The sequence below is a fragment of the Vibrio algicola genome, from assembly GCF_009601765.2.
GTDB classification, from domain to species: Bacteria; Pseudomonadota; Gammaproteobacteria; order Enterobacterales; family Vibrionaceae; genus Vibrio; species Vibrio algicola.
This window is the reverse complement of the sequence record NZ_CP045700.1, coordinates 277,830-289,511: the sequence shown is the minus strand read 5'-3', so window position 1 is coordinate 289,511 and position 11,682 is coordinate 277,830. Positions and strand designations below refer to the sequence as shown.

Annotated in this window: 12 protein-coding genes and 2 pseudogenes; 7 read left to right on the top strand and 7 right to left on the bottom strand. The window is 41.2% G+C overall.

Going from position 1 to position 11,682, the window contains the following annotated elements:
• Window positions 1–3 precede the first annotated feature (3 nt).
• The gene (locus GFB47_RS12850; protein ID WP_153448444.1) at window positions 4–273 is read left to right on the top strand and encodes a hypothetical protein; all 270 of its coding nucleotides are present in this window, start codon (window positions 4–6) and stop codon (window positions 271–273) included.
• A 111-nt stretch (window positions 274–384) separates the two neighbouring features.
• Here the strand turns inward: GFB47_RS12850 and GFB47_RS12845 are convergent, their stop codons facing one another.
• The 6 genes and pseudogenes from GFB47_RS12845 to GFB47_RS12820 all read right to left on the bottom strand — a co-directional run bounded on the left by GFB47_RS12845 (window position 385) and on the right by GFB47_RS12820 (window position 7,688).
• Window positions 385–1,344 carry a TDT family transporter gene (locus tag GFB47_RS12845; protein ID WP_153448443.1) on the bottom strand — a complete coding sequence of 320 codons (960 nt, stop codon included), beginning with the start codon at window positions 1,342–1,344 and terminating at the stop codon, window positions 385–387.
• A gap of 227 nt (window positions 1,345–1,571) precedes the next feature.
• Window positions 1,572–3,680 carry a cytochrome-c oxidase, cbb3-type subunit III gene (gene ccoP, locus GFB47_RS12840; protein WP_153448442.1) on the bottom strand — a complete coding sequence of 703 codons (2,109 nt, stop codon included), beginning with the start codon at window positions 3,678–3,680 and terminating at the stop codon, window positions 1,572–1,574.
• A gap of 9 nt (window positions 3,681–3,689) precedes the next feature.
• Entirely contained in the window at window positions 3,690–4,280 is a 591-nt protein-coding gene (ccoO, locus tag GFB47_RS12835) for a cytochrome-c oxidase, cbb3-type subunit II (protein WP_153448441.1), read from the bottom strand.
• Between the two features lie 103 nt (window positions 4,281–4,383).
• Window positions 4,384–5,793 (bottom strand): annotated as a pseudogene (gene ccoN / locus GFB47_RS12830) (cytochrome-c oxidase, cbb3-type subunit I); the annotation flags it as partial.
• A gap of 40 nt (window positions 5,794–5,833) precedes the next feature.
• Complete coding sequence (locus tag GFB47_RS12825; protein WP_153448440.1) at window positions 5,834–6,208, bottom strand: c-type cytochrome; 375 nt, start codon at window positions 6,206–6,208, stop codon at window positions 5,834–5,836.
• Window positions 6,209–6,522: 314 nt separating this feature from the next.
• Window positions 6,523–7,688: pseudogene (locus tag GFB47_RS12820) on the bottom strand (IS3 family transposase).
• 360 nt (window positions 7,689–8,048) lie between these two features.
• Here GFB47_RS12820 and GFB47_RS16520 point away from each other — a divergent pair.
• The 5 genes from GFB47_RS16520 to GFB47_RS12800 all read left to right on the top strand — a co-directional run bounded on the left by GFB47_RS16520 (window position 8,049) and on the right by GFB47_RS12800 (window position 10,516).
• Complete coding sequence (locus GFB47_RS16520; protein ID WP_203218769.1) at window positions 8,049–8,192, top strand: hypothetical protein; 144 nt, start codon at window positions 8,049–8,051, stop codon at window positions 8,190–8,192.
• A complete protein-coding gene (locus GFB47_RS16515) occupies window positions 8,185–8,640 on the top strand; it encodes a VOC family protein (protein ID WP_218619104.1) in 456 nt (151 codons plus the stop codon). Before GFB47_RS16520 ends, GFB47_RS16515 begins: the two co-directional genes overlap by 8 nt.
• Window positions 8,637–8,786, top strand: coding sequence for a hypothetical protein (locus tag GFB47_RS12810; RefSeq protein ID WP_178306509.1), 150 nt, complete (start codon window positions 8,637–8,639; stop codon window positions 8,784–8,786). The genes GFB47_RS16515 and GFB47_RS12810 overlap by 4 nt, the downstream gene beginning before the upstream one ends.
• 313 nt (window positions 8,787–9,099) lie before the next feature.
• Window positions 9,100–9,360, top strand: coding sequence for a hypothetical protein (locus GFB47_RS12805; protein ID WP_153448439.1), 261 nt, complete (start codon window positions 9,100–9,102; stop codon window positions 9,358–9,360).
• 80 nt (window positions 9,361–9,440) lie between these two features.
• Window positions 9,441–10,516 (top strand): IS3 family transposase gene (locus GFB47_RS12800; RefSeq protein ID WP_153448438.1). Its coding sequence is split into 2 segments (ribosomal slippage): window positions 9,441–9,693 and window positions 9,693–10,516, totalling 1,077 coding nucleotides; the frame shifts between segments, so codons are not numbered across the junction.
• Between the two features lie 127 nt (window positions 10,517–10,643).
• Here the strand turns inward: GFB47_RS12800 and GFB47_RS12795 are convergent.
• Window positions 10,644–10,838 carry a YtxH domain-containing protein gene (locus tag GFB47_RS12795; protein WP_153448437.1) on the bottom strand — a complete coding sequence of 65 codons (195 nt, stop codon included), beginning with the start codon at window positions 10,836–10,838 and terminating at the stop codon, window positions 10,644–10,646.
• Between the two features lie 175 nt (window positions 10,839–11,013).
• On the opposite strand from GFB47_RS12795, the gene GFB47_RS12790 reads away from it, so the two are divergent.
• On the top strand, window positions 11,014–11,583 hold the full coding sequence (locus tag GFB47_RS12790) for a PhnA domain-containing protein (protein WP_153448436.1): 570 nt from the start codon (window positions 11,014–11,016) through the stop codon (window positions 11,581–11,583).
• The last annotated feature ends 99 nt before the right edge of the window (window positions 11,584–11,682 follow it).

The following is an 11,682-nucleotide window of genomic DNA, read 5'->3' as shown; positions in this document are numbered from 1 at the left end:
GTCATGGCAAAACCTGATCGTAAAACCGTTATGCTAGAGATCATCGAAACGGTCAAAAGCGAGTTTCCACTCGATGCGCCTGAAGCCTCTATTTGTGGTGATACTTGCGTCGGTTGCCCAAGAAAATTGCTCGAGCTAGTTGAAGGGGAATTGATCTATTGGGAATCGCAATTGAAAAAAGATCAACTGCCTGATTTTGATGAACTAAACCGCTTTGGTAAGTTATGTAAAAACGTGCGCCGCGGGTTAGTTCGAAATGGTTTGGTGGCTTAAATTAAAGTTTAGGGGCTTAAGCGCCTAGAAGCTAGAGATTAGAGATTAGAGATTGAAAGTTAATCCATTTAGCCGTTAAAGTATTCACTAAACGGCTGGATAATCCACCTTCTAAGCACGATTAACAAACAAGCCAATCAGATTAAAGCGGTAATGTTTGATAAAGCAAAATGCCACATAAGCAATAATAAGGCTGGCCACATAAAGCTGAAAAATGGCTAAATAATGAAACACACCCACCCCATTGCTCAACTCGTGACTGGTTAATAGTGCTTCCATTTTAAACATCGCGGTTGCGCCACTGGCAAGCGGGAAAGTATAGGCTGAAAACCCCGCACTAAAGGGTTGTTTTAGCAGACGTACTAGCGACAAGTAAAACACCACATTCAATAGTATTGCCACACCACTGAGCATCAGTAGCATATTCACCATCGGCGCAGTCGCGACCCCCAAGTAACCAATAATGATCAGATTAGACGGCGCTGCCATAATGGCAAAGGTTGGTACTTCAGCCGCTTGTAATCGCTCATGGAAAGTTAATCGATACATTAGCAGTGGCAATAACACAAAATACGAACCTACCCCTAAAACCAATAAGATGTTAGCTAACCATAATGTGTCTGCACCGGGATTCGCTAAACAGCCTAAAATCGGACCAATTGCCGGAATAAACCAACTTGGGATCATGTCTTTAAGTTTAAAGCCTTTACAACGATGGTAAGTAAACGAGATGAAAAACAGTAAGTGAAGGATCACTGCGCCATACCAGACTACTCGGCCAGTAATCGCGAGTTGATGAAAATGAATAAGATCGTAAGAAATCGCCATGAGTGCCATACACATGGTTGGCAGCACCGACCCCACAATCGGATGACGCAATTCTTCAAATAACTTGGTTGGATGGCGAATAAATTTAGCCATCACACCGCACACTAATAATAACGCGATTGCGGAGGTGGTATTTTGGATCAAACCTAAATGCGGTGCATAATTTTCCCAACACCAACCAATAGCTGAGATCCCTAATGCTAAGCCTGCAACTGGAGTGGGAAAGTTTTTTATTTTGGTCATCTATTGGTATCTCGATTGAATTTAAGCGGCGTATTTTATTCTAATACACACCATTTAGAAAGCATTCACCGTGCTCTATTCTAAGAAAAACCACCAGCAAGTTACCTCACTGATGGTTTTAATGTTTATTGTAAACATGTTTATAAATAATCATGTTTACTGTTGATGCGTACAACCGGCTAAGCTAGCCAACGTATCAAACGCTATCGGTTTTCCACTGTGTGACCTCACTTGCCTGTTTCATGGACCCCTCCCGTAACGCCTCCTTTTTCAAGGCTAATGCGGATCTCTTTTACCATCTCTTTCGTAACAGGTTCAGATCGAGCGCCAAGCTTATCGCGAATAAAGCTGATCATGCGTGCCATTTCAGCATCGCCTGCAATATCGTTAAAGCTACTCATTGGCATGTAATCACGATTCGGCTCAAGATAATCCGGTGATAAACCGCGCAATACTACTGCAACCGTGTTGTAAGGTTCTGAGTGAGCAATAATACCGTTACCTAACAGTGCTGGAGCAATATCTTTGCGTCCTTTACCGTCTGGTCCATGACAAGCACCACAAGTTTCGGCAAAGATTTGATACTCTTTGGTTTGTTTATCCGCCACACTAAAGCCACTTGGTTGTAATGGTTTCGTAGCAGGATCCAAGCGGTTTCCTTCATCTCCGGTTAATAAATATTCGGCAATCGCATCCAAGTCATCACGGGTCATATAACGAGTACTGTTTTTCACCACATCGGCCATACCAGCAAACGCCGTTCCTTTAGAGGAATGCCCTGTTTTTAAGAAGTCGCTAATGTCTTTCACTTCCCAACCATGTTGATGTAACTCATTAGCAGTAATATCCGGCGCATTCCAATGATCAATGATATTGCCTTGGAAAGGATTATCCTCTTCTAATGCTTGCGCGACATTACGCGGCGTATGACACTCAGCGCAGTGCCCTAAGCCCATAGTGAGATACTTTCCTCGCTTCCAAGCATCGCTAGCCTCTGGTGGGTAGGTCAGCTTATCTTCATCAAAGAACACCAAATTCCACGCCCACATTCCCAATCGAATATTGGTCGGAAATATCATACCGTTTGGTATATTTGGACTGCTCACTGGGGTCAACGATTGCATGTAAGCCCACAACGCCTGAGTATCTTCCTCGGTTATATATTGATAAGACGTGTACGGCATTGCTGGGTATAAGTTGCCGTGTTTGGCCACGCCTAAACGCACCGCATCATGGAACTCTTGGTAAGTATAACTGCCAATCCCTCGCTCAACATGAGTCGAAATATTAGTTGAATACAAGGCACCAAATGGGGTTGGGAAAGCCAATCCACCACCAAATAGTTCGCCATTTTCAGCGGTATGACAAGCCACACAGTCTCCTGCATAAGCTAGGTATTCACCTCGTTTAACCATATCGGCATCGAGCGCAGTCACTTGCTTTTGCCCTTTTAACCGTTGATGGGTCAAATAAGCACCCAAGGCGGTAATTTGCGCTTTGGATAATTGCTTATCGAAGGCAGGCATCACCGAATCTAACCCTTCGCGTACCGTCGTTTGTATTTGCGCAATATTGCCACCGTGAACCCAAGTATCATCGGTTAAGTTGTAGGCACCAATTTGAGTGTTACCAGTGCCAGCATCGCCATGACACGCGGCACAATTATACTCAAACAGTTGCTGACCTTGTTCGCGTTGCACTTTTGCCGCAGGAACTGCGCGATTGGTTTGTAAACTGGCAACATAGGTCGAGACATCCTCAATTTGTTGCTCGGTTAATACATCTTTCCAACCGACCATCACCCCATGACGACCATGGGTGATCGAACTTATGATCCCCGCATCACTGCTATCATAAATCCATTCATTATCGACGAGATTAGGAAAGTGCAACTGCCCTTGCCCATTTTTACCATGACAGGCTTCACAGTGGTTATTAAATAGCTTTTCACCATAACCGACAATGTCTTCGTTTTGGCTTAACTGGGTTAATGTCTTTGAATCGGACTGTAACGCCGCCAATTTTTTATCAATGATCTTGGTATCGTATTGTTGTAGTTCATCGGTTGAATGCCAATTCATTAAACCCTGCCAATTTCCCATCCCCGGATACAACACAAAGAAAATCGCACTGGCAATAAAGGCAATCAAATATGAATACAGCAATACCATTGGTAATTTGGCATCGTTTTCCGCAATACCATCGTAAACATGTAACGCTTTATCCGCATCCGCCTCATGATTTTTATGCCAATAATGCCAAATGACATACCCCATAATGACCAAGAAAATCACGGTAAGAATAATGACCCACGCACTCCAAAATGTACTTAACATGCTGCCTCCTTATTCCCCTAGACTCTGCAGATAACTGATCAATGCATCAGCATAGGTTTTATTTTTCACCTGCAAACGCGCCCGATCAATTTCATCATCGGTATAAGGCACGCCTAAGATCCTAAGCGTTTCCATTTTGTCGGCAATATCTTCACCGTCTAATACCTTAGTAAATAGCCACGGATAAGAAGGCATGATTGAGGTTGGTACCACATTCCTAGGATCCATTAAATGGATCTCATGCCAACGGTCAGAATATTTACGCCCAACGTTAGCCAAATCAGGACCGGTACGTTTAGAACCCCAGAGATTTGGGTATTCATAAATATCATCCTCACCTTTGGTTGGTTCGCCATATCGTGCTACTTCTGCAGGTAATGGACGCACCATCTGCGAGTGACAAGTATGACAACCTTCACTAATGTAAATATCTCGTCCGGCTAACTGCAAAGCGGTATAAGGGAGTACAGTCGATTTTTTGATCTGTTCATCTTTCATAAACAGATCTGGCACCACCCAAGCCAGTAACGAGAAGCTCGCGACCCCAATGGTAGAAAAAATCAGGATCCAAACCGACTGAGTAAAATCTTTATTTAACATAAGCTTTACCCTCTTGGTCTGTGGTTTTCGTGGCGATGTTATTCGCACCTAAGCTATTCGCGCCTAAGTTATTCGTGTCTAAGTTACCGTTATCTAAACCAGCCGCTTTGTTATTAACGTCATTGTCTGTATCGTTGAGCGGCAAAGAAAGCGTTCGATAAAGGTTATAAATCATCAATATCACCCCAGCAACAAAGAACGCTCCACCAATAAAGCGCGCAAGCATCCATGGCGCAACAAAGTTCATGGCGTCAACAAAGGTGTACATTAAAGAGCCATCATCGTTTTGTTTTAACCACATGTAACCTTGACCGATCCCGCCAATCCAAAGTGCAACCGCGTAAATCGCAATCCCGATATGTGCAAACCAAAAATGCCATTTGACCAACCGACGTGACCACATGTCTTTATGTCCCCATAAACGCGGAATAAAGTAGTAGAACACTGCAAAGCCAGACATTGCCACCCAACCTAATGCGGCAGAATGCACATGACCAACAATCCATTCGGTATTATGTGCGATCATATTAAACCAGCGGATCGCTAATAGTGGACCTTCAAAGGTTGCCAACGCGTAGTAAATAACCGCAGAAAGGAAGAACAGCATCACATAGTCATGTTTCAGTTTTTCTTTATTTGAAAGCAGTGTCATTAAGCTATTAAATGCCCCGCCCCAAGATGGCAGCCATAATAATAATGACATGATGATACCGAGGTTTTGCAACCAATCTGGCACAGAAGAATAAATTAAATGGTGAGTACCTGCCCAAGTATAAAAACCTACCAAGCCCCAAAAGTGAACCACAGAAAGTCGATAGGAATAGATAGGTCGTTCGGACGCTTTAGGGATGAAGTAGTAGTTCATACCAATGATCCCTGCAGTTAACAAGAAACCAACCGCGTTATGCCCCCACCACCACTGAACAATGGCGTCTTGCGTGCCAGCATAAACAGAATACGATTTAGTCAAGTTAACCGGTATCTCCAAGTTATTAACGATAAAAATCATCGCGATCACAATAATAAAGCCGCCGAAGAACCAGTTTGCCACAAAGATGTGTTGTACTTTTCGTTGGCCAATAGTGCCAAAAAATAATACTGCGTACATCACCCAAACCACGGCAATTAAAATATCAATTGGCCATTCAAGTTCAGCGTATTCTTTTGAGCTGGTCCAGCCTAATGGCAATGTGATCAACGCCAGCACTAAGACTAATTGCCAACCCCAGAACACCATCCAAGCTAAACTTTTATTAAACAGTGTCGTTTTACTGGTACGTTGCACAATATACAGTGACGTCCCCATCAAAATATTGACTACAAAACCAAAAATAACCCCAGAAGTATGCAAGGGGCGTAATCGACCAAATTGAAAGTATTCAGAATCAAAATTGAGTATTGGCCAATAAAGTTGCGCTGCAAGTATTAACCCAACAGTCATACCGAGTAGCGCCCAGATCAAACTGGTAATGATGAAATATTTCACCACTTTCATATCGTAATTAATTTCCATTGTTCACCTCCTTGTTATCTCCATCCATCACGTTTTAACGCTATTGTGCGCTAGGTTCAGGTTTGGATTGAGTTGGTTCTGATATGGATTGAGAAGTGACTTTGGAAAAGAAATAACTAATGTCTTTCATGTCTTGCTCGGTCAGGCTATCGGCTTGTTCATACATCACTAACGCAAGCCCCCCTGTTCGTTGACGTCGTTTATAAGCTTTAAGTGTGGTGACTAAATACTCAAATTTCTGCCCTTGCAGGTTAGGATAAATAGCGATATCTGAGACCCCCGCTTTACCGTGACAAGTCATACAAACCGCGGCTTTTTTCTGGCCGGTATCATATTGCTCATCCGCTTGAGCTGTCGCTGGGATAACTCCGAAACCCAATAACCCTAAACTGACTAACCATAATTGTTTAAACATACGCATCTCATCTGATCCTGATTGTTTTGAAAGTTGCTGACTTTACTTTTAGTATTAACTTGGTAAAGAAAACAACCAGCTTCCATCACAATTAAGAATAGTTGATGAATATACATGTGCTTACATTATTTAAGAAATATTCTCTTTATTTGAAGTGACATAGGAAATTTGCTCGCTATTTGAGGTAAGCGACATTAAAACAGTTACCCGTAGCAAAAAAATCCCATATAATTTCAATATCTTCGACATGACACTATTTTTACCCCTTCCTTCGATTCGCTCTTTTGTAATGGTCAAGCAATCCTGTAGGAGTTCTAAGCCACTTTTAGTAATTCTTGGCGCTTTTGAACTGGCGTTAGATAATCAATCGCGGAGTTCAATCGTCTGTAGTTGTAGAAGCTAATATACCGTTCGACGGCGGTTACCACCGATGGGTGATTGATGAAGCTTAGGTCGTTCAGATATTCCGTTTTCAAATTGCGGAAGAATCGTTCTTGTACGGCATTGTCCCAGCAACACCCTCGCCGACTCATACTTTGTATCATGTTGTGATCGAGAAGCGTTTCTTGGAATAACTTTGCCGTATATTGTACACCCTGATCGGAGTGAAACATCAACCCCTTCGTTGTTGGTTTATGCTGAGCAATCGCATTCGTTAAAGCTTGTTTAGCCAACTGGGCATCCGGTGTTTTCGACAGTGCATAACCAACAATTTCTCGATTCGCCAAGTCCATCACTGTGGCTAAATAGCTCCAACCTTGATGTGAGCGAATAAACGTAATATCGCCAACCCAATGAGTATTCAAATCAGTCGGGTTAAATGCTCTTTTTAATAAGTTTGGTGTAGTCGGTCGTTCTTTTCCCTGAGCATAATAGTGTGGTTTCTTCGGTCGCTTAGCGACTAATTATAATGTTTTCATTAGCCTAGCGGTTTTAAATAAACCAACAGTGACGGATTCTTCTTTATTCAACTCAAAAGCCAATCGTCGCTTTCCATAACAATAAAAAGTGTCTTCGAAAATAGTCTTCATTTTATTCCCGAGCACCTCATCGGCAACTCGAGTCACTGGCGTGTAGTAATAGCTTGATATGGGTAACTCAAGCAGCCCACATAATCTCTGAATAGAAATTTTAGGCTCTGCCTTGCTCAGTTGTTGAATCACTTCAAGTTTGGATTGTCGCGTATGAACAAGGCGGTTGCTTTTTTTAACAATCGAACATCTTCTCTTGATTCTGCCAACTCTTTTTTCAGTTCTTCGATTAATCGTTTATCGGCATCTAAAGGCACTTTATCGGGTGCGAATTCACCACGCTGTTCATCTATGTACTGCTTTTTCCAACGAGCAACCGCAGTAGCGCCAGCGCCTGATATATCCATAATTTGTTGATTGGTATAATGCTCTTCAATCATCAATCTGGCGTACTCGTGCTTTTGTTTATGTGTGTAATTTAGTCGTTTTTTTCGAGTGTTAATATTCATAGTTAGGTTCCTATATTGCAGTCAATTATAGGCTATAGAACCCTCCAAGATCATTAAACCATTACATTTTTAACCAAACAAGGACAGACATAATGAAATACTGGCAAAAAAATGGTTTTCACTGCCCATTGCAGGTGCAATAACATTATTGCTTGCTGCTTGTAGTGGATCGCCATCCATGACCTTTCCCGCTTTAACCGATAGTAGCGTTAAAACCCCCGGCACGATTGTTTGGCGCGATTTGGCAACCACCAATCCAGAGCAAGTTAAACCTTTTTACCAACATGTTTTGGCTGGAAATTTGAAGCCATTAACGATGATTACAGCCTGATCCAATATCAAGAACAATACATTGCCGGTATGGAAAAACTGCCGGCGAACAGCAATACCAACTATTGGTTACCGGTTATTTCAACTGACAATATTGACCAAACCGTAAGCTTGTCAGAAAAAGCCGGTGGCAAAACCTTAATTAAGAAAACCACTTTAAAAGGACGTGTGTAGTGGTGATATTGCCGTATTGCAAGATCCTCAAGGGGCCGTATTCTCTGTTCTCAATACCGTATCAGGCGACCCAGTTACACTGCCGAAACAATCAGGTAATTGGATGTGGCAAGAAGTGTGGACCCAAGATGTCGCGCAAAGCCAAGCGTTTTATCAGCAACTTGGGCAGTATAAAAGCGGTGAAAAAACACTGGCGAAAAATAGTTATCAGTATTTAACGATTAACAACAAACCTGCTTTTGGTTTTGTTAAAAAGCCTAACGCTGATGTCAGTACCACTTGGGTTAACTACATAAGAGTCGATAATGTAAAAACGACGATTGAGAAAGTAAAACAAAATGGCGGCGTGGTATTAATGGCCCCAACGAAAGCCGTTCGCAATGGTACTGTTGCCATCATCCGTGATCCTGCTGGCGCAGGCTTTGTCATACAGGAGAGCAAAAAATGAAGAATTTAAAACGAATTATTGCGTTAACAGCAACTGTATTACTTTTGGCTTCTTGTACTCCTTATGCCAATTTAGACATTGGAGCGCCATTTAAAATTGGACCAGTCTATGTCAACCCTAGCATTGGTATCGGCGGCAATTTATAACGCCGAATGTCAAACAATCTGTAGCAATAAGCTATACTTAATGTCACTTAGATTGGATTAACTAAGATTAGTTTACCTGTAGAAAATGTACCTATGTTTATAGATAAAAGATCGCTGATTGTGACCAATCTCCGATCTTTTTTGTATAGAAACTAACCTTTGTGATCTATCCCGAATTTACTTTTTTATAACAGGAGTAATCTAAAAAACATAGAAATTAAATGGACTAATCAACAGTTCTTCAACTAAAGACAGTCGTATATTGATGCCATCAATAAAAACGATAATGGTGTTGAAAAGCGGGGGTGATAATATGAATATGTTAAATAAAATATTAGCAGCTGTCGTTGGGTTCATCTTTGGTATTTTTGGTGTCCCAGCAATAGTGTATATACTTACCATGCTTGGTTCTCCAGATCATTACCTTGTCCAATCGCCTGATTTACTCAATCCAATTAATTTTTATAGTCAATTAGATTTTCTAAAAAATGTTGTGATTTTATTACCAGCAATTGGCTTAGGCATGTTTTTAGCTTATGAAGGGTTTACACACACAGGACAAAATGCCCATTAATAGAGATTAGGTAATCCCCCCGAAAAATAACTGCTGGCAAAAGTAGAATTTTCTCGTAATCTAAACGTAGGAGATTCAATATGAAAAAATCACGATACACGGACAGTCAGATCCTCTCCATACTAAAACAAGCTGAAGCAGGCACTCCTGTGCCTGAGCTTTGTCGTGAGCATGGAATGAGTAACGCTTCTTTTTATAAATGGCGTGCAAAATATGGTGGTATGGATGCCTCGTTAATGGCTCGATTAAAAGAGCTTGAAGATGAAAATCGTCGACTCAAAAAAATGTATGCTGAAGAACGGCTAAAAGCTGAAGTTATTCAAGATGCTATGTCAAAAAAGTGGTGAAGCCCTGTGAGCGTCGTGTTATGGCTCAGAGTTCGGTGGCGAAACATTTAGTCAGTATTAAAAAAGCATGCGAATGGTTTCACGTAAGTGAAACCTGTTATCGATATCAGCCTAAACTGAGTGCTAAAAATGATTTAATTGCTGATTGGTTAATCTCACTCACATCAACTCAAAGTGATTGGGGGTTTGGCTTGTGCTTTGACTATTTACGTAATGTAAAAGGCTATCGTTGGAATCATAAACGCGTTTATCGTATTTACTGTGAGTTAGCCTTAAATCTTCGTATTAAGCCGCGTCGAAGATTAAAACGTAATAAACCAGAACCATTAAAGGAACCGCTCCGGTCTGATCAAGTTTGGTCTATAGATTTTATGCATGATCAGTTATCGGACGGCCGAAATTACCGTTTATTTAATGTGATTGATGACTATCGTCGAGAAGGTTTAGCAATTGAAGCAGGATTTTCTTTACCTGCTTTACGAGTTATTCGCACGTTGGATCAACTTCTAGAATGGCGCCTAAAACCAATCGCTATCCGATGTGATAATGGGCCTGAATTCATTAGTCATGAATTTACTAACTGGGCAAAACAACATGGAATCCGGATTGATTACATTCAACCGGGGAATCCACAACAAAATGCTTATATTGAAAGGCATAACCGAACCATTCGATACAGTTGGGTGAGTAAGCACATTTTCGAGTCATTGGAAGATGTCCAAGACTATGCAACCAATTGGCTTTGGTTTTATAATAATGAACGGCCTCATAAAGCCAATGGTGGTAGACCACCATTGATGGTCGCTTAACTTCTACTTTTAACAACAGTTAGAAATGGGAGGATTACCATTAGATACAAAAAGAGACGTTACGATTAAGCAACGTCTCTTTTTTGTGAATGACATTTTCCGTCATGTTATTTCTTAATCGGAAGTATTATTGAGCTAATTGGCTCACCGTATCCGACAATGAACTCATACCTGACTGTAAGCTATCTTTGGCATCTTCATAGCCATCTTGAATTTCTTCTGCTTGTCTTAAATTCAGCATATCCATGATTGGATCTTGATATTTAATACCAAGACCAACCCCCATCGCAATCAAAATAATTCCAAATATTAGCTTGGTCATTGTGTTCCTTGCTTCTATCTTTAAGTTTATCGCTCTAATTTTACACAAATAAAACAATTCGTCTACCTAGCTTTATACATACTGTCATTAACAAATCTTTCGCCTTGAAGTGCTTTAGTGATACATGGATAATAGCGGATTGAAAACAAACCCGATAAATTTTAGGTGAATATCTATGTCAACTGAATCGACTTTACTCGCTCGTTGCGACTCAAAATGTGAGCTTTGCTCTTCTACTTCTGATCTTGCTCCTTTTGTTGTAGCGCCTCACACATACATCACTGTCGATCACGCTACCATTCTTTGTGGTACTTGCCGCGCACAGGTTGAGTCACCAGAAAGCATGGATGTTAACCACTGGCGCTGCTTAAATGACAGTATGTGGAGTCAGGTACCTCAAGTGCAAGTTCTGGCTTGGCGTCAACTGACCAACCTATCTCGTCAAGGTGAAACTTGGGCTAACGAGTTGCTTGATATGATGTATATCGAAGAAGAAACCAAAAACTGGGCAGAAATCGGCATGGATGAAGACGAAGAAAAAGCGCGCGATATCAATGGCGTTGTTCTTCAAAAAGGTGATGATGTGACTGTTACTAAAGATTTACCGGTTAAAGGATCTTCAACTATTATCAAACAAGGTACTGTCGTTCGTAACATTAGCCTAGACGCTGATCCGCGTTTGATTTCAGGTAAAGCAAACGGTCAATCTATGTACTTAATTGCTGAGTACTGCCGTAAGAAGTAAAACTAACAAATCATTTATTTAAAAATGGCGTTAATCCTTTGATTTAACGCCATTTTCATATCCAACTTAAATAATAGCTTGTCAAAAATAGCACTTTTG